Source organism: Lysinibacillus sp. NPDC048646, assembly GCF_050272295.1.
Taxonomy (GTDB): Bacteria; Bacillota; Bacilli; order Bacillales_A; family Planococcaceae; genus Lysinibacillus.
The window spans coordinates 1-18,110 of sequence record NZ_JBNNLZ010000033.1; the positions used below are offsets into that span (position 1 = coordinate 1).

At 35.0% G+C, this 18,110-nt stretch carries 14 protein-coding genes; 11 read left to right on the plus strand and 3 right to left on the minus strand.

What is annotated here, in order from left to right; translation table 11 throughout:
* The first annotated feature begins 334 nt into the window (after positions 1-334).
* The 6 genes from ACQKII_RS22315 to ACQKII_RS22340 all read left to right on the plus strand — a co-directional run bounded on the left by ACQKII_RS22315 (position 335) and on the right by ACQKII_RS22340 (position 9,599).
* Positions 335-1,168 (plus strand): amidase, encoded by an 834-nt coding sequence (locus tag ACQKII_RS22315; protein ID WP_427462644.1) that lies wholly within the window; start codon positions 335-337, stop codon positions 1,166-1,168.
* A 762-nt stretch (positions 1,169-1,930) separates the two neighbouring features.
* On the plus strand, positions 1,931-2,827 hold the full coding sequence (locus ACQKII_RS22320; RefSeq protein ID WP_010857447.1) for a response regulator: 897 nt from the start codon (positions 1,931-1,933) through the stop codon (positions 2,825-2,827).
* Positions 2,828-2,829: 2 nt separating this feature from the next.
* Positions 2,830-3,873, plus strand: a complete 1,044-nt coding sequence (locus ACQKII_RS22325; protein WP_427462645.1) for a HEAT repeat domain-containing protein — start codon at positions 2,830-2,832, stop codon at positions 3,871-3,873.
* Positions 3,870-5,294: a glycosyltransferase family 2 protein gene (locus ACQKII_RS22330; protein WP_427462646.1), complete on the plus strand. Its 1,425-nt coding sequence runs from the start codon at positions 3,870-3,872 to the stop codon at positions 5,292-5,294. The genes ACQKII_RS22325 and ACQKII_RS22330 overlap by 4 nt, the downstream gene beginning before the upstream one ends.
* The gene (locus tag ACQKII_RS22335) at positions 5,291-8,482 is read left to right on the plus strand and encodes a hypothetical protein (protein WP_427462647.1); all 3,192 of its coding nucleotides are present in this window, start codon (positions 5,291-5,293) and stop codon (positions 8,480-8,482) included. The genes ACQKII_RS22330 and ACQKII_RS22335 overlap by 4 nt, the downstream gene beginning before the upstream one ends.
* Before the next feature lie 22 nt (positions 8,483-8,504).
* Positions 8,505-9,599, plus strand: coding sequence for a polysaccharide deacetylase family protein (locus ACQKII_RS22340; protein WP_427462648.1), 1,095 nt, complete (start codon positions 8,505-8,507; stop codon positions 9,597-9,599).
* 94 nt (positions 9,600-9,693) lie between these two features.
* On the opposite strand, the gene ACQKII_RS22345 is transcribed toward ACQKII_RS22340, so the two are convergent.
* The gene (locus ACQKII_RS22345) at positions 9,694-10,596 is read right to left on the minus strand and encodes a LysR family transcriptional regulator (protein WP_427462649.1); all 903 of its coding nucleotides are present in this window, start codon (positions 10,594-10,596) and stop codon (positions 9,694-9,696) included.
* Positions 10,597-11,240: 644 nt separating this feature from the next.
* On the opposite strand from ACQKII_RS22345, the gene sufC reads away from it, so the two are divergent.
* The 5 genes from sufC to sufB all read left to right on the plus strand — a co-directional run bounded on the left by sufC (position 11,241) and on the right by sufB (position 16,701).
* A complete protein-coding gene (gene sufC / locus ACQKII_RS22350) occupies positions 11,241-12,020 on the plus strand; it encodes a Fe-S cluster assembly ATPase SufC (protein ID WP_427462650.1) in 780 nt (259 codons plus the stop codon).
* A gap of 18 nt (positions 12,021-12,038) precedes the next feature.
* Positions 12,039-13,346: a Fe-S cluster assembly protein SufD gene (gene sufD / locus ACQKII_RS22355; RefSeq protein ID WP_427462651.1), complete on the plus strand. Its 1,308-nt coding sequence runs from the start codon at positions 12,039-12,041 to the stop codon at positions 13,344-13,346.
* Complete coding sequence (locus ACQKII_RS22360; protein WP_427462652.1) at positions 13,346-14,575, plus strand: cysteine desulfurase; 1,230 nt, start codon at positions 13,346-13,348, stop codon at positions 14,573-14,575. Before sufD ends, ACQKII_RS22360 begins: the two co-directional genes overlap by 1 nt.
* Entirely contained in the window at positions 14,565-14,993 is a 429-nt protein-coding gene (gene sufU / locus ACQKII_RS22365; RefSeq protein ID WP_427462653.1) for a Fe-S cluster assembly sulfur transfer protein SufU, read from the plus strand. Before ACQKII_RS22360 ends, sufU begins: the two co-directional genes overlap by 11 nt.
* Positions 14,994-15,303: 310 nt before the next feature.
* Complete coding sequence (gene sufB / locus ACQKII_RS22370; protein ID WP_427462654.1) at positions 15,304-16,701, plus strand: Fe-S cluster assembly protein SufB; 1,398 nt, start codon at positions 15,304-15,306, stop codon at positions 16,699-16,701.
* Positions 16,702-17,123: 422 nt separating this feature from the next.
* Here sufB and ACQKII_RS22375 read toward each other — a convergent pair whose 3' ends face one another.
* Positions 17,124-17,219 carry a hypothetical protein gene (locus ACQKII_RS22375; protein ID WP_427462688.1) on the minus strand — a complete coding sequence of 32 codons (96 nt, stop codon included), beginning with the start codon at positions 17,217-17,219 and terminating at the stop codon, positions 17,124-17,126.
* Positions 17,220-17,309: 90 nt separating this feature from the next.
* A complete protein-coding gene (locus ACQKII_RS22380; RefSeq protein ID WP_427462655.1) occupies positions 17,310-17,606 on the minus strand; it encodes a hydrolase in 297 nt (98 codons plus the stop codon).
* Positions 17,607-18,110: the final 504 nt, after the last annotated feature.

Sequence of the window (18,110 nt, forward strand, 5' to 3'; positions counted from 1 at the left end):
ACTGGGAGAAACAAAATTTAAAAAGTCTCTCCCAAATCATTTTAAAACCATAAAACTTTTGAACCGCCGTATACGGAGCCGTATGTACGGTGGTGTGAGAGGTCGGAGGTTAATCACCTCCTCCCACTCGATTAAAAATAGAGATAGGTTGCACAGTCCTTTAAGACAAAATTCCTACTTTATGAGGAACAATAATAAAAAGAAATATATCCTTCTTTTTGTTTATTTCTATTTGTGAAAATTTTCGGTATGGTATAACTAGTTTGAACGAATGGGGCTGTGTAAAATTATTAATAGTCGAAAGTTTAAGTTGGTAATCATATGCATATTATTTATGTCAATGAATAGTACAACTATAAAGGCAGATAGTATTACAGAAGATGAACGTTCTACATGGATTTGGAATCCGTGGATACTTGTGGATAACGAAATTGATGCATTACAATTTTTAGAAAACAAACGAATAAACAAAGTTTATTTGCAAATTGATTATGAAATATCAAGAAGCGTTTATCAAAGCTTTATTGAAAAGGCTACAGCGAAAAACATCCTAATATACGCACTTGCTGGGGAAACTTATTGGATTACAGAGAATGGCATGGAGTATCAAAATCAACTTATGGATTGGCTAGAGCTTTATCAACGTGAAGCAACCGAGGCACAACGTTTTTTAGGAATACATTTAGATATTGAGCCATATGATACAAATATTTGGTCTACAAAACAAACAATCGCGATTCAAACTTATCAACAGTTAGTTATACATGCTAAAAAGAAAGCACGACCATTAAAATTAACACTAGAATTAGATATACCTTTTTGGTATGACGAAATCTCATATGAGACTAAATATGGTAAAGGTATTTTATCAGAATGGTTAATTAACTATTCAGATGGTGTGACGATAATGGCTTATCGAGATAATTCACAGGACATTATACAAATCGTAAAAAATGAAATTGAATATGCTAAACGAATGGGTAAAAAAGTTGTTGTAGGTGTTGAAACTTTGAAGTCAGCAGAGGGCGACTTAGTTAGCTTCTCAGAAGAAGGAGAAGCATATATGGATCGACAATTGAAAAAAGTTCAAAAACATTTTTTAAAAAAACAGAGCTTTAAAGGTATTGCAATCCACCATCTTGAAAGTTGGATGGAAATGCGACCGTAAATGCCAGTTAGTCTTAACGGCTATTCAATTAATCGGGACAAAGTTGTCTTGTAATCAGCAATAAAAGGGCATTTTCCTTCATTTGTTCGTTGTCATAAAAGGAAAGAATCTGCAAAACTTCCTCGTCTTATCTGAGGAATGCAGCAGATTTTTTCTTTTATTTAATGCAATTTTTTTAATTTTTTATTTGTTTAGAATTTGTTTAGAATTTGTTTAGTTCGAACTGTTATATTCTTATAAAAGGATACTAATATGATATACTGTAAAACGTTGAAAAAGCTCATAACCACATCAAGTAAAAAGCAATATCCTACCTTTATCTTATCTCCAAAAAAGCACATATTAATATATAAATATAACTAGTACGTATTAGTGTGATAGTTAACTATTTTTTATCTTCATTCGGTAGTTTTGCTGCGAAAGCGGAGCGTCAGATGCAGAATACTACTTGTACCTCTATACAGAAATTTCTAGAAGCAGTTATACTCATTTGATAATGAAGTTATTTAAATATAGCTAAGTTTGTTTTTTATTTATTGTTTAGAATGAATAAAAAATTGTTGAGCCTATACAAATTTGTTATAGAGGATATTATATTAAAAATCGTCAATTTTTTGTGGAATATATTCTCCTTATTTAACAGTAATGAATAAATTAAAAAGAAGGGAATTTGATGAAACTATGACGAAAAATACCTATTGATCATAATAGTTCCACAGTGCAAACAAATATCATATTAAGAAAATGTAAGAGGAGTATAGGATGGACACTTTAATTAAAGCGACACAAAAAGTAAATATTTCTAATGAAAGTTATATTGTACCAATTTTCGATGTGTTAAAGGCAAATGTTATTCGTTCACATATGGAATTGACAGTTATTTTTTTAAAGGCAACTGTAACCGACCCCCATCAAAATAATATGATTGAAGATTTAGAAGAACAAATTGCTCATTTTCTTGTATCCGAAGTTCGGAATACCGATATGCTTTTTAGGTTAGAGGGAAGTTTACGATGGGGAATTTTGTTACCACAAAATGGTGAGGAGGAGGGAAAAGCATTTTTAAATCGAATTTTTCAACTCGTAATAAATGAGAACTTCCCTTTAAAAATCGATTCAACTTTTACATTTCAGGGAATTATTGTAGAGGTTAAAAATGATCAAGTAATGTTTGAAGATTTAAAAGATAAACAGTTTGAAGTATTTAGTCAACTATCAGAGCCTTGGAAAATCGAAATCGTGACGAGCTTTAAGGCACAACCAATTAAAAAAGTGAAAGTAAGTATTTTAGAGGAAAATACTATTTTTAGCGAAGTATTAGAATTGACAGTTCAAAAAATGGTAGTAGATCATTTTCAATTGGAAACAAAAATATTTTCAGATGGGCACGAATTTTTACAGTCAGATTGGTATTTATCTGGACATACGCATATTGTCATTATGAATGATATTTTGCCTCGTAAAAATGGCCTCAATGTCTTGCACACATTAAGGCAAATGGCTAATCAAAAGAAATTTATTATTTATATGATGACAAATAGAAAGTCTCAGGGAGATATGATCTATGCATATGAAAGTGGCGTTGATGAGTATTTAATTAAGCCATTCGATTTAAATTTATTTCAAGCACAATTAAAACGAACATTTGCGAGGTTATGATTATGATTGAATTATCTATTCAATTATTATTATATATTATTGCTATTCTCTTAGTATTTTGCGGTGTAGCAATGATTTATTTAATCTATCAAAGAGGGTATGAAGAAAGAAAGAAGCATGAGATTGAAAAGTATATACAAAAAACAAAAATAATTTGGCAGGAGTATTTTCTAGAGGACGACCAATTTACTGTTACGCTAATTCCTAAAAATAAAAATCAAATATTAGCGGTAGAACACATATTTTTATCGTATTTAAGAAATATTTCCAATCCGATTATTCAACAAAAAATCTATAGTTTTGCACAAATGTATTTAAAGGATTATTACCAAAATGAATTAAAATCCAAAAACGGGAGTAAGAAAATGAATGCAATGTACCGCATTGCTGATTTCCATATAAAAGAGCTTATCAGTACTTGCGAAGTATCTATTAAACACAAACATTCTATAGAAGTATTTCAGCTATTAAAAATATATTCTATTCTTGAAAAAGAAAAATTTATACATGAAATATTGCTATGTAATTATTCTTTTTCAGAAAGTGAGTATAAAAAGTTATTTTCATATTTAGATGTAGAAATGCTCCAACGACTTATGGGAAAAATGGAGAATTTACAACAAGCGGCACAATATGCTTTGATTGATACAATTGCAGCAAAAGGCAGTATGGATGTTATAGAGGGACTTGAGGAATTATTAGCAAGTGAGGATACTGAAATTCGCATTCGGACTCTTAGAGGACTAGAAAGAATTGGGGTTATCCGAGATTTAGAGACGTATATTCCATTTGTCAATTCGTCAATATGGGAAGAAAGATTAATGGTCGCAAAATTATTTAAGTATGCACCTTTAACATATACTTCCGTGCATTTAGAAAAATTGTTACAAGATAGTAATTGGTGGGTACGGTCACAAGCAGCAAGTACGATAATTGAAGATCCCAGAGGTTATCAGAGATTAAAAAAATTCATTGAAACAACAAATGACCAATATGCAATTGATATGGCTAATGAAGTATTAGAAAAAAGGATGCGTGCAGTATGATTATACTTGACTATTTAATGTGGTTTTTTGGTGGGTTAATCATAATTTATATGCTACTGGTTATAGTAACGTATGGACTTATGTTCTTCTTTGCCTTTTTTAAGCTACGAAAAGAATATAGGCTTGATCAAACTGAAATGGATGATACGTATATTGATGCGTTCTATTCTAAACCAGTATCTGTAATTATACCTGCTTATAATGAAGAAGTAGGTATTGTGGATAGTATTCATTCTCTACTTAGTTTACACTATCCAGAATTTGAAATAATCATTGTCAATGATGGTTCTACTGATCGTACTCAAGAAATAGTTATTGAGCATTTTCAAATGAAAAAAATTGAAAAAGTAATAAAGATGGAAATCCCAGCAAGTCCTATTAATCAAATCTATCAATCACAAATTCACCCAAATTGTTTTTTAGTAGAGAAAGAGAATGGTGGAAAGGCAGATGCTTTGAATGTAGGCATTAATGTGGCAAGATATCCTTATTTTTGTTCTGTTGATGGAGATTCAATTCTGGAGAGTACATCTTTATTACGTTTAATGAAACCCATTGCCTTATCTGATGGTGAGGTAATTGCGGCAGGAGGAAATGTTCAAATTGCCAATGGAATGAATATGCAACTTGGCTCCATTTTAGAAACAAACTTATCTAAAAATTATTTAGTTACTATGCAAATTATTGAATACTTTAGAGCTTTTTTAATAGGACGAATTACGCTAAGTAAATTTAACTTGGTTTTAATTATTTCAGGTGCATTTAGTCTGTTTTCAAAAAAATGGGTAGTAGAAGCAGGTGGCTATACTAAAAGTATGATTGGTGAAGATATGGAACTCGTAGTAAAACTGCATCGATATATCCGTAAAAATAAAGAAAATAAACGTATTGAATTTGTAGAGAACCCTGTTTGTTGGACAGAGGCACCAGAAACAATGGCTGTTTTAAGGCGACAAAGAAGAAGGTGGCATCAAGGATTATTAGAGAGTTTATGGAATCATAAAGCAATGACTTTTAATCCAAAATATGGCGGTATTGGGTTATTATCCTTCCCCTATTTTTGGCTCATTGAAGGCTTAGGACCGATTGTCGAACTTGGTGGGTATATTTATATTGTTTTTGCTTTTTTCTTAGGTGACATCTATTATGAGATAGCCATTTTGCTACTTTTATCATTTGTACTGTATGGTGTTGTATTTTCAATAATGGCTGTGTTATTTGAAGCATGGAGCAAAAATAAAACGTTCAAGGTTGCTGACTTAATACGTATGATGTTACTAAGTTTTACAGAAATGTTTTGGTATCGTCCTATTACACTCATTTGGCGCTGTGAAGGTCTTTTGAACTTTTTAGTAAGAAGACGAGAGTGGGGCAAAATGGATCGTAAAGGTATTTCAAGCAAGGAGCAAGAATCGATATGAAGCGTATTTATTTGGGAATTATAGTAGTGTTATTACTTATAGTGATACCAATTGCTCTTTGGTTTGTGTCACCTAATAAACAACTGAATGTTGCAATCATCGATAAAACAGTGAAGGATGAATCATATCGAGAGCATTTAGGGTTAACTTGGCTATTAAATTTTTTGAAGTACGAACATAAAGAAGGTCAATATGATGAATCCAAGGATTATTTTGGGACAATTCCAGATGAACAAAATAACAGTGTGTCTACTTCTCAAATGCCAAAGGATTACAAAGATTATGATGTAATTTATTTAGCGGATACGTACGGTGTCTATGAAGATGATCTCAACCCGAAGCAAGAAAGATTGGGGGCACGCACAAAGAAAATTGTTGGTGGATTAGAATCGCAAGAATGGGATGCTATGATGAAACGTTTAACTAGTGCCGAAAAAAGTTTATTTATTGCAGAATTTAACTCTATTGCATCACCAACGTCTCCTGAAGTGCGAAATCAAGTGCTAGATTATTTGAAAATAGATTGGTCTGGCTGGATTGGTCGCTATTTTGAAGAATTAGACTATAGAAAAAATAATGAAATTCCACAATGGGTTGTTGATAAATTTAAGGATGACTGGAAATATGAAGGTGGGGGCTTCATATTAGTGAATGACTTTACAGATGAGGTTTTTGTTTTAGAATTAAATAAACATATTGATAAAGAAGGTATTTATCTTAACTTCATTAAAGCAGGACAAAAGTTCTTGAATGTTTCATCAAGCACACGTTATGATTACTGGTTTGATATTGTTACGGCGCAAAATGAGCAAGATGTTTTAGCGAATTATGAGTGGAGTTTAACTGATGAAGGAGAAAAATTATTAAATGAACATGATGTTCCTCTTTCATTCGCAGCCGTTGTTTCAGGTGAGCAAAAAAATGCTACAAAATATTATTTTGCAGGCGATTTTAATGATATGAATAAAGTGCCATTTTTCTATAAGATGAAAGGGCTAGCATCAGTCTATAAAGTTTTACAAAATTTTTCAGATGATGCTTTCTATTGGTCAGCATATGTACCGATGATGAAGTCTATTTTGGAAGAATTCGAGAAAAAAGAAGTTAAGCAGAAATCTGACGGTTCAGCAATAAATAATTTAGGTTATAATGCACGTATTAATGATCAAACATATGAAATTTTAAAGGATGGGCAATGGGAAGCTATCACCCTCAAAGGCGTTAATATGGGGATGGGAAAACCAGGTTATTTCCCTGGAGAGGCGGCCATTACGGAGGATGAATATTATCGCTGGTTCCAACAGATTGGTAAAATGAATGCCAATACAATCCGAGTCTATACGTTACATCCACCTGGCTTTTATAGAGCTTTAAAAAGATACAATGAAGAAGCAGAAAATCCTTTATATGTGCTACATGGAGTGTGGATTGAAGAAGAAGGTTTAGAGGAAACTTTAGATGCTTATGATCCTGCAACGCTTGAGAAATTCCGAGCAGAAATGAAAACCCTTGTAGATGTCATTCACGGTAATAAATATGTAGAGCACGTAGTAGGACATGCATCTGGTTATTATGATACGGATGTTTCACAGTATATAATCGGTTGGGTTATTGGTATCGAATGGTACCCTCATATGGTGAACGCAACAAATGAAAAGCATGCTACTATTGGACAATATGATGGTGTTTATTTCCAAACAAAAAATGCTTCCCCATTTGAATATTGGATTGCAGAACAAATGGATTATATTACGCAATATGAACAAAATAATTATGGCTGGATGCATCCTATGAGCTTTACAAACTGGGTTACAACAGATTTATTAGATCATCCATCTGAGCCGAATACAGATGAAGATATTGCAAGTGTTAATCCGAATGTCGTTTATACGAAAGGGTTAGCGAAACAAACAGGTCAATTTGCATCGTACCATGTGTATCCATACTATCCAGATTTCTTTAACTATGATCAAAAATACTTGTCGTATGTGGATCATCGTGGAGAAAAAAATAGTTATGCAGGCTATTTAGCAGAATTACACGCTGCACATCGTATGCCAATATTAATCGCTGAGTTTGGAATCCCTGGTTCACGTGGTTTAACCCATGATAATCCATATGGCTGGACTCAGGGATTTGTATCAGAGCGGGAGCAAGGTGAAATATTAACCCATCTGTTTGAGGATATTATGGCAGAGGATTTACTTGGCGGATTAGTATTTACTTGGCAAGATGAGTGGTTTAAACGTACTTGGAATACGATGGACTATGATAATCCAAACCAACGCCCTTATTGGTCTAATGCACAAACAAATGAACAACAATTTGGTTTACTAAGCTTTGATCGGCATAAGGTACAGGTTGACGGAGATATATCAGAATGGAAAGCTCCCCTTTTATATGAACAGCAAAAAAACAAGCCTTCAATGAGTGTTGATTATGATGAAAGATACTTGTACCTCCAATTAAAAGGAGATGTACTCAATAAAACATCTTCTACTCAAATTCTATTAGATGTTATGCCGAATCAAGGAAAAACAGCAAAATCAGATTTGAAAGGAGTAACGTTCAAAAATGGCATTGAGTTTGTTGTCGAGCTTAATAAGAATAAGGAGTCACGTATCGTCATCGATCCTTATTATGATTTCTATTCTTATTTATATGGGCATGAATTAAAGCTTATCGACATTCCATCTTCAAGTGTTATGAAAAAGAACACTACGTTCAGTCCGATTTACTATGCTTTAAATAAAGAGCTATACTTGCCAGAACAGGATATAGCTGTACCTTTTTCAGCATATGAAACAGGCAAATTAATAGAGGGAAATGGTAATCCGAAGGCAGAGGATTATAATTCTCTTGTCGATTATAATTGGAGCGACAACGGAACTATAGAATTACGTATTCCTTGGTTACTTCTTCAATCAAAGGATCCCAGTCATAAAGAATTTATAGGGGATTTCTATAAAGAAAACGGAGAAGTATCAGTTTTTGTAGATAAAATAAATATAGGTGCATTGTTTGTTAATGATAAGCATGAGGTTGTATCTTCATTGCCAGAGATTGAAAAAGGTGTACTTAATCAATTGCATAGTTATACATGGGATAATTGGAATCTGCCTAAAACTGAAGAACGGTTAAAAAATTCCTATGGCATTATGAAAGAAACATTTAAGAGATTTGAATAGTGGTTTAAAGGAGAGAGAAGGATTGATTCAGTGGAGAAAGATTATCGTTATATTAGCGATACCATTTGTGCTTTTATGCATAAATGGTATAACTATAACGAAAGCGGAATCTTTTATAGAGCAACAAGAAATTACAGATTTAAATAAGGAATGGACGATTACATTTAACCAACCAATTAATAAAGCATCGATTACTAGCTCTTCAATTACGATTAAAGATGAAGCAGGAAATGATTTTCCGACTACATTAGAGATTAATAAAAATAAAGTTAAAGTGAAGCCTAAAAAATCATACGAAAACTATACGACATATACTTTAAACGTCCAAAATAATATTGAAAATGATCAATCAAATCGCTTAAAAAATAGTTTCAAGTTGATTTTTACTACCAATTTTGCAATTGAGGATATTAAAAAAATCACGCCTTTAAATACTTCTGATTATTACGGACAGGCACTTGTAACACTATCCTATGACGATGGCTATCGAGATTGGTATGAAAAAGCACTACCACTCCATTCGAAATATAATATGCCGGGAACTTTTAATATTATCGGTGATAAATTGTACTCAGATGATGAAATTTATATGACATCATCTCAAATATGGGTTGCACATGATTTAGGTTTAGAAATTGCATCGCATACACAAAATCATGTTTTTCTAACAAAAAAATCAGTGGACGATATTCGTTATGAATTTGCTGAAAGCATAAATACAATCGAATCTTTACTAGGCAAAGGTGTCGTTTCAACTGTTGCGATTCCTTATTCCGATTATAATGAAGAAGTAAGGAAAATTGCTATGCAATATTTCGACGGTATTCGTGTATTAGGTAGAGAAACGAATATACCTAATAATTATGATCCGTATTGGTTAAAATCATATGCTATTACAAATACAACAGAATTTTCAGATGTGAAACAATGGATTGATAAAGCGGTTGCTGAGAAATCTTGGGTCATTATTATGTTGCACGGTATTACAGAAGATCGATTGGAAGAGTATGAAACAACGCCAGAAATTTTAGAACAGATGATGAAATATATTAATGGTTTAGGTAAAGATTCTATTTTACCAGTAAATACAAAGGAAGGATTACAGCTTACAAAATAAAAAAGCTGAATCCAAAAATCAGCAGCAGTTGATGTTTATTTAATGGGGTTTAGAATTGACGAAGGGAAAAAAATCGCCGTTTACGGCGATTTTTTTATTGGAATTGCGAAAGTCGTGAAAAGAAGTTTTTGACGAAATCTAAGAATATTTTTTCGGACGGCGCAATTTCACGGTTAACTGGTGAGATGATTCCCACTGTTCTAGGTATTGTGGGAGATAGGATTGGGACTTTTATCGTAAAGCGGGCTGCTGAATCGTATAGTGAGCTTTCTGGTAATAAGCTGACGCCGATACCAGCGGCAACAAGGCCTTTAAGTGCATCTAAGTCTTCGCCTTCTGAAATGATATTTGGTAAAAAGCCTGCAGCACGGCATGCATCCATCGCGACTTTATGTAAAATATAGCCGTCTGGGAACAACACAAATAGATCATTGCGTAAATCAGCCAATTGGATACTTTCTTTTTTAGCTAATGGGTGGTTTGCTGGTAGTAATGCGGCAATATTTTCAGTAAATAAAATGGTTGATTGAATAGACTCATCTTTTGGTGGAAGCGGTCCTAGGAATGCTAAGTTTAACTCACGGTTTTTGACTGCATCTATTAAAAAACGATAAGAGCCTTGACGTAGCTGGAATTGTAAGTCGGGGTATTCACGCTTAAAGGCCGAAATCACGGTTGGTAGTACATAACTAGCTAAACTTGTAGGAAAGCCAATTTTAATAGTACCTTTTGCAGGATCTAAATATTCTTCTACCTGCTTGGCTGCAAAATCAATTGCTTTTAAAGCAGTGATTGTATGTTCAAGAAAAGTTCTTCCAATCGGTGTCAATTTAACATTTCGTCCGACGCGTTCAAAAAGCGGCGTGCCTAATTCATCCTCTAAATTTGCAATTTGACGACTAATTGCGGATTGAGCAACATGAAGATGTTCTGCGGCTTCTGAAATATGCTCACGCTCAGCCACTTCTACAAAATAACGTAATTGACGTAATTCCACTAGATATCACCTCTATTTATCGAAAAATAAGATTGTTTATATTTTAATTATATAATATTTACTATTAAAAAAGACTGTAAATATGTAGATAAGCTAAATAAAAGTTAAATAGATGTTTGGAGTCGCTGAGTTTAAATTGTCGCACATAATATAAGCGTTCGTTTTTGTACAATTGGGACGTAGCATCGAACAAGCTATTAACAATCGATGAGAGCAATAAAAATACTTCAATATATGATGAGAACAACAATAAATATTATATGAACTAGCACTCTATAATTTTCTTCTCTGTATTGATTCCATTCTAATGAAAAAGGATATAGTATAGATATTGTTGTTTATGCATTTTTGTCACAAAACCGCTACAATTAGCGCTTCTTGAGAGGTTTCCACTATGCTGCTAGATGAAATCCATTCTCAATTAGTTGGATTTTATTGAAAATGAAGTAAGTTGATTCTCATTGTCAGTATCCATTAGCAATAATCTGAAAATGCTTTCAAAGTCTTTGTTTGTCAAGATATCATTAGAGAAGTTGGAAAGTGATTGAAATGGTTTGCATAGAGAACGATTTTCAGTTAAGATTAGAATGATGATAATTAAGGAATGGTTCCCCATTCAATGAACACACTATGGAGGTAATTTCATGTCAACTTTAGTAATTAAAGATCTTCACGTTGAAATCGACGGGAAAGAGATATTAAAAGGCGTAAACCTTACAATCAATACAAATGAAATCCATGCAATCATGGGACCTAATGGAACAGGTAAATCTACATTAGCTTCTGCTATCATGGGTCACCCTAAATACAAAGTAACTTCTGGTACAGTTGAACTTGATGGTGAAAACGTACTTGAAATGGAAGTAGATGAGCGTGCACAAGCTGGATTATTCCTAGCAATGCAATACCCATCAGAAATTGCTGGTGTTACAAATGCAGACTTCTTACGCTCTGCTATCAATGCGCGTCGTGAAGAAGGCGATGAAATTTCACTGATGAAATTCATTCGTGAATTAGATAAAAACATGGAATTTCTTGAAATGCATGAAGATATGGCACAACGTTACTTAAATGAAGGATTCTCAGGCGGTGAGAAAAAACGTAACGAAATTCTTCAATTAATGATGATTAAGCCAGCATTTGCTATTTTAGATGAAATCGACTCTGGTCTTGATATTGATGCATTGAAAGTTGTATCTAAAGGCATTAACGCAATGCGTGGCGAAGGCTTTGGCTGTTTAATGATTACGCATTACCAACGATTACTGAATTACATTACGCCTGATCATGTACACGTTATGATGCAAGGTCGCGTTGTGAAATCTGGCGGAGCAGAACTAGCTCAACGTTTAGAGGCAGAAGGATATGACTGGATTAAAAAAGAATTAGGTATCGAAGAAGAAACAGAAGAACAAGAAGCATAAGAAGGAGGACGAACTAGCATGACAGTGGAAATTAACTTGCCTGTAACTGTACAGGACGTGCGCTCGTTCTCTGAAACTAATAGTGAACCAACTTGGTTTGCAGAGTTTCGCGCGGCAGCACTAGACAAAGCGGCTGGTTTAGAAATGCCAAAACCAGATAAAACAAATATTACAAAATGGGATTTCATGAACTTCCCAACACATACAGTAGAAAGTGAAGGATTTGCTTCACTTGATGCACTACCAGAAGAAGCAAAAGGCTTAATTGACCTTGAGGCACAAGAAAACTTATATATTCAGCGCAATAACACACCAGCATTCATTAAAACATCTCAAGAACTATCTGACAAAGGTGTTATCTTTACAGATATGTTAACTGCTGTACGTGAACATGGTGATCTTATTAAAAAGTATTTCATGACAGAAGCAGTGAAAGTTGATGAGCATAAATTAACAGCGCTTCACGCAGCACTTGTTAATGGAGGCGTGTTCGTCTATGTACCAAAAAATGTAATTATTGAACAACCGCTACAAGTGATATTCTTAAACGATAATGCACAAGCTTCACTTTATAACCACGTATTAGTGGTAGCTGAAGCAAATGCTGCTGTAACGTATGTTGAAACATATATTTCAACAGTTGAAGAAGGAAAAGGTCAAGCTAACATCATTGCGGAAGTTGTTGTTAAAGATAACGCACAAGTAACTTACGGTGCGGTTGATGTACTAGCTAAAGGTTATACTACTTATGTTAACCGTCGTGCACGTTTAGCACGTGACGGAAAAATTGACTGGGCACTTGGTTTAATGAATGATTCAGATACTATTTCTGAAAACATTACACACCTTGTTGGTGACGGTTCTCATGCTGATACAAAAACAGTAGTAGTTGGTCGTGGAGAACAAAAACTAAACTTCACAACGGAAGTTCGTCACTGGGGTAAAAATTCAAATGGTCACATCTTAAAACATGGTGTGATGAAAGACGCAGCACAATCAATCTTTAACGGTATTGGCTACATTGAGCACGGTGCAACAAAAGCCGACGCGCAACAAGAATCACGCGTGTTAATGCTTTCTGAAAAAGCACGTGGCGATGCGAACCCAATTCTATTAATAGATGAAGACGATGTAACAGCAGGACACGCAGCATCTGTTGGCCGAGTAGATCCACTACAACTGTACTATTTAATGAGTCGTGGTATCTCGAAAACAGAAGCAGAGCGCCTTGTTATCCATGGATTCCTTGCGCCAGTTGTTACGCAATTACCAATCGAGGGCGTTAAAAAGCAACTGACGGAGGTTATCGAAAGGAAAGTTCGCTAATGATGAATAAAGACATTAAAAGCTATTTCCCCATTTTAAATCAGGAAGTCAACGGACATAAGCTCGTTTACCTGGATAGCGCCGCAACATCACAAAAGCCTATTCAAGTAATTGAAGCGATTAAGCATTATTATGAATTTGATAACTCGAATGTTCACCGTGGTGTGCATACATTAGGGAACCGTGCAACAGACAAATATGAAGGTGCACGTGACAAGGTTCGTCATTTCATCAATGCTAAAACAACAGAAGAAATCATTTTTATGCGCGGTACAACAACTGCGTTAAATACAGTAGCAGCTAGCTATGGTCGGGCCAATGTTGCAGAAGGCGATGAGATTGTCATCACTCATATGGAACACCATTCCAACATTATACCTTGGCAGCAACTTGCGAAAGAAAAAAATGCAACATTAAAATATATTGAACTTGAGGCTGATGGTACGCTGAACCTAGATAAGGTTCGTGCGACGATTACACCGAAGACAAAAATTGTTTCAGTGTCAATGGCTTCAAATGTTCTTGGTACGATCAATCCTATTAAAGAAATTGCTCAAATTGCGCATGCAAATGGTGCTGTAATGGTAGCAGATGCTGCGCAAGCAGCACCACATATGAAAATCGATGTGCAAGATTTAGATGTAGATTTCTTAGGGTTTTCAGGCCATAAAATGTGCGGACCTACTGGAATAGGTGTACTATATGGTAAAAAAGAGCACCTTGAAAAGATGGAGCCAATTGAATTTGGTGGCGAAATGATCGACTTTGTTGGTCTTCATGATTCAACGTGGAAGGAACTACCGTGGAAATTCGAAGGTGGTACACCGATTATTGCAGGTGCAATTGGTTTAGGAGCTGCCATTGATTTCTTAAATGAAATCGGGCTTGATAATATTGCGCAGCATGAACATAAACTTGTAGGCTACGCAATGGATCAGCTTGAAACAATTGAAGGACTTAAAATTTTCGGCCCACGTGATCCCATGAAGCGTTGTGGACTTGTTACATTTAACTTAGACGATGTACACCCACATGATGTAGCAACTGTTCTTGATATGAACGGTATTGCTGTTCGTGCTGGACACCATTGCGCACAGCCACTAATGAAATGTCTTCAACAAGTAGCAACAGCGCGTGCAAGCTTCTATCTATATAATTCAGAGGAAGATATTGACCGTCTAGTTACAGGGTTGCGTTCAGCGAAGGAGTATTTTGGCGATGTCTTTTAATAATTTAGATCAACTATATCGTTCAGTTATTATGGATCACTATAAAAATCCTCGTAATAAAGGATCTTTAGAAACAGATGCTGTAACGATAGATATGAACAATCCGACTTGTGGGGATCGTATTCACTTAACGCTAAAAGTGACTGATGGGGTAGTAGAAGATGCGAAGTTTGATGGTGAAGGCTGTTCAATTTCGATGTCTTCTGCATCAATGATGACACAAATTGTCAAAGGGAAAAAAGTAGATGAAGCATTAGAGCTTGCTGACATATTCTCTAAAATGATGATGGGCGAAGAATACAGCGACAAATACGACCTTGAGGATGTTGAGGCACTACAAGGTGTTTCTCAATTCCCTGCACGTATTAAATGTGCGACATTGGCTTGGAAAGCAATGGAAAAAGGCGTAAAAGAATAAAAGTGCTAAAGCGCCCATTTATCCCCAACCGACAAAAACGCCACATTCATGCGGCAGATGTTTTTTGTACCGAAAGCATAGCGTCAGGTACATTGCCGGAATGACGCACATCCTGTGAGCCTCAAGCGCTGGTCGATGAAAAACGCCACGTCCTGTGGCTTCATCGGCACGCACATTCATGTGCGGCGGAGAGCCCGAAGTGAAAGCACTCTTTTCAGCTTTCAACTGAGGGAGCAGACCGCGACCTCGAGGGGATGGCGCTTTAGCCTAGACAAGAGAAGAACATTAATTCGTGAACGGAGGAGAAATAATGGCTAAAAAAATGCCTGATATTGGCGATTACAAATACGGATTCCATGACAAGGACGTATCAATTTTCCGTTCAAAACGTGGTTTAACTGAAGAAATCGTCCGTGAAATTTCAAATATGAAACAAGAGCCACAGTGGATGCTTGACTACCGCTTAAAAGCACTTGAAACTTTCTATGCAAAACCAATGCCTCAGTGGGGTGGCGAACTTGGCGATTTAAATTTTGATGAAATTACGTACTATGTAAAACCATCTGAAGCGACACAAAAATCTTGGGATGAAGTACCTGAAGAAATCAAAGCAACTTTTGACAAATTAGGTATTCCAGAAGCTGAACAAAAATACCTTGCGGGTGTATCAGCTCAATATGAATCTGAGGTAGTATATCACAATATGAAACAAGATCTTGAAGATCTGGGTATTGTGTTTAAAGATACAGACTCAGCACTTCGTGAAAACGAAGACATCTTTAAAAAATATTGGGGTACAGTGATTCCTTACTCTGACAATAAGTTCTCTGCTCTTAACTCTGCAGTATGGTCAGGTGGTTCATTCATCTACGTACCACCAGGTGTGAAAGTGGAAACACCCCTTCAAGCTTACTTCCGTATTAACTCTGAAAACATGGGTCAATTCGAACGTACGCTAATTATCGTAGACGAAGGCGCACATGTCCATTATGTTGAAGGTTGTACGGCACCTGTTTATACGACAAACTCTTTGCACTCTGCAGTAGTAGAAATCGTTGTAGGTAAAGATGCATACTGCCGTTATACAACGATTCAAAACTGGGCGAACAATGTTTACAACTTAGTAACAAAACGTACAATTGTTGAAGCAAATGGTACGATGGAATGGATCGACGGCAATATCGGTTCTAAGTTAACAATGAAATACCCAGCATGTATCCTTAAAGGTGAAGGCGCTCGTGGTATGACGTTATCAATTGCTTTAGCAGGTAAAGGACAACATCAACATGCTGGAGCGAAAATGATTCACTTAGCGCCAAATACATCTTCAACAATCGTATCGAAATCGATTGCCAAACAAGGTGGTAAAGTAACCTATATGGGTCAAGTACGTTTTGGTCCTAAAGCAAGTGGCGCACGTGCGAACATTGAATGTGATACGTTAATCATGGATAACGAATCTACTTCAGATACAATTCCATACAACGAAATTTTAAATGATAATGTCTCTTTAGAGCATGAAGCGAAAGTTTCTAAAGTATCAGAAGAACAATTATTCTACTTAATGTCTCGTGGTATTTCTGAAGAAGAAGCGACAGAAATGATCGTTATGGGCTTCATCGAGCCATTTACAAAAGAACTACCAATGGAATATGCAGTAGAAATGAACCGCCTTATCAAGTTCGAAATGGAGGGCAGCATCGGGTAATACACCTGAAATGCCTGATATATAAGGGTTTGTGAGGTATTGAAACATCGTTAAAAAACTTTCGTGCCGATTTCGTGCCGATTAAAATTTTATCTTTTGTGTAGGAGGCGAACTTTTTGAGTTCGTCTTCTTTTATTTTTTCAGTAATATCTAGATAAGTATCTGCGGTAGTTTTAATGCTTCGCTAATTCGCAATCCTGTTGCGCTTAATAAATACACGAGTATATAATGCGGCTGGTAGTCTTTATAACGTTGCTGTTTAGATACTTTTATATAATCAAGGATCTTGTTCTGGACTTATTAACTTATCAGACGGATTTTTCTCAAGTACCTCTAATTCATAAACTGCATAATGCAATAAACTTTTTATAACAGATAAGTATTTTATTCTTGCCCCGAACAATTAAGCATTTTCACCTTTTTTATTTTTTAATGCCGAGCCAGTCTTTGATTTCACTTCTTGTTATTTTCATAACTCGTTTGTTTCCGAAAAATGCTCTGATTTGTAATCTTGTTATGACTTCTCTTTGTCGGCAATATGAGGAACAGAATTACTAAAAGGGTCACTCGGACGAAAGTGACCCTATGAAGGAGTGACCTCTTATAACTTAGTCTGCTTCAATTCGGATAGCTTGAATATCTTGACAATCAACGATGATTGTTGAACCAGGTTCTGTTGTTGGATCATTAAAGAATGCACAACAATCTTTTGGGTCAAAGGTAATAAAAACAACATCTTCAATAATCTGACCTCCTCGTAAGAAGAGATCAACTTCAGTTTGAGTTTGCAAGCGTCTTAATTGATTACAAACACAACCTTTACAACGATTGATAGATGGTGTTTCCTGTTGACCACAGGGTTTACAATTATTTTTTAGATTTCTTGTATTGTTCATATTACTCATTTTCAAGACCTCCCTCCAAAGTTTATTAAGGTAACGTTAGCCTTACTCTAATAATTTATGATTTGAAAATGTAATTTGATTGGCAATATGACTATTAAGTAATAAGAAATTTTTATATAGTGAACTGCCTGAAATAGATTTATAAATAATAAAGACTAAATAGGTTAAAACAATACAATCAAGAACAGCAAGGTAGGTGCTACACATGCTTACGTTATTGCGTAGTGAAATACAAACAATCAAAAAATACTGGATTGAATATGAAGATTATAGAAAACAATTAAAATATCGGGTTGTTTCATCCACATAATGATGAAGCTTTTATACTTACCAATGATGTGTATTATCAAAACAACGTAATGCATTAATCGATATGACTGCAAAAAGGATAGGGTGGATGAATGTTATTGTGAGGTATAATGAACTTTGCTAAAAAACGTTGTAAATTGATATTGTGAAGTAGTATCAAAAAGCGTACGGAAATACGTGAAAAACGTCTTACAA

Excerpts from the sequence above, each read along its gene's own strand:
- ACQKII_RS22330 (WP_427462646.1), top strand. The coding sequence starts at position 3,870 with ATGATTATACTTGACTATTTAATGTGGTTTTTTGGTGGGTTAATCATA.
- sufU (WP_427462653.1), top strand. The coding sequence starts at position 14,565 with ATGTCTTTTAATAATTTAGATCAACTATATCGTTCAGTTATTATGGAT.
- sufC (WP_427462650.1), top strand. The coding sequence starts at position 11,241 with ATGTCAACTTTAGTAATTAAAGATCTTCACGTTGAAATCGACGGGAAA.
- ACQKII_RS22325 (WP_427462645.1), top strand. The coding sequence starts at position 2,830 with ATGATTGAATTATCTATTCAATTATTATTATATATTATTGCTATTCTC.
- ACQKII_RS22320 (WP_010857447.1), top strand. The coding sequence starts at position 1,931 with ATGGACACTTTAATTAAAGCGACACAAAAAGTAAATATTTCTAATGAA.
- ACQKII_RS22380 (WP_427462655.1), bottom strand. The coding sequence starts at position 17,606 with ATGAGTAATATGAACAATACAAGAAATCTAAAAAATAATTGTAAACCC.
- ACQKII_RS22315 (WP_427462644.1), top strand. The coding sequence starts at position 335 with ATGTCAATGAATAGTACAACTATAAAGGCAGATAGTATTACAGAAGAT.
- sufB (WP_427462654.1), top strand. The coding sequence starts at position 15,304 with ATGGCTAAAAAAATGCCTGATATTGGCGATTACAAATACGGATTCCAT.
- ACQKII_RS22360 (WP_427462652.1), top strand. The coding sequence starts at position 13,346 with ATGATGAATAAAGACATTAAAAGCTATTTCCCCATTTTAAATCAGGAA.
- ACQKII_RS22335 (WP_427462647.1), top strand. The coding sequence starts at position 5,291 with ATGAAGCGTATTTATTTGGGAATTATAGTAGTGTTATTACTTATAGTG.
- sufD (WP_427462651.1), top strand. The coding sequence starts at position 12,039 with ATGACAGTGGAAATTAACTTGCCTGTAACTGTACAGGACGTGCGCTCG.